Raw genomic sequence first — 325 nt, 5'->3', positions numbered from 1 at the left:
AACATATACTGAACAAAATTACCCCCAATAAAGCGTGCGCCACCTGTAACTAATACTTTCTTTTTTTCCAACTTATTTCACCTCTTGTTGTAATTGTGTAATATAATGTTTTGTTGCTTTCTTCCAATCTAGTAATGGCTCAAATCCATTATCAATTAATTTCTGCTTCGACATACGTGAATTTTTAGGACGTACTGCGCGAGTATGATACTCTTCTGTTGTAATACTATTTACTGTTACATCTTGTCCTGCAATCTCAAAAATTCCTTGTGCAAATTCAGCCCAACTGCAGAAACCTTCATTTGTAGCATGATATGTACCATAT

At 34.5% G+C, this 325-nt stretch carries 1 protein-coding gene; it reads right to left on the bottom strand.

Features of this window, described 5'->3' with window-relative positions; translation table 11 throughout:
* Positions 1 to 72 precede the first annotated feature (72 nt).
* Positions 73 to 325 (bottom strand): sugar nucleotide-binding protein (locus tag ACSG5Z_RS29970; protein ID WP_435712756.1); only part of this gene is annotated, 253 nt, incomplete at its 5' end.

Origin of the sequence: Bacillus pretiosus (assembly GCF_051294775.1) — a bacterium.
GTDB lineage: Bacteria > Bacillota > Bacilli > Bacillales > Bacillaceae_G > Bacillus_A > Bacillus_A wiedmannii.
The sequence above is the reverse complement of the archived record's forward strand: the minus strand, read 5'-3'. Positions and strand labels throughout refer to the sequence as shown.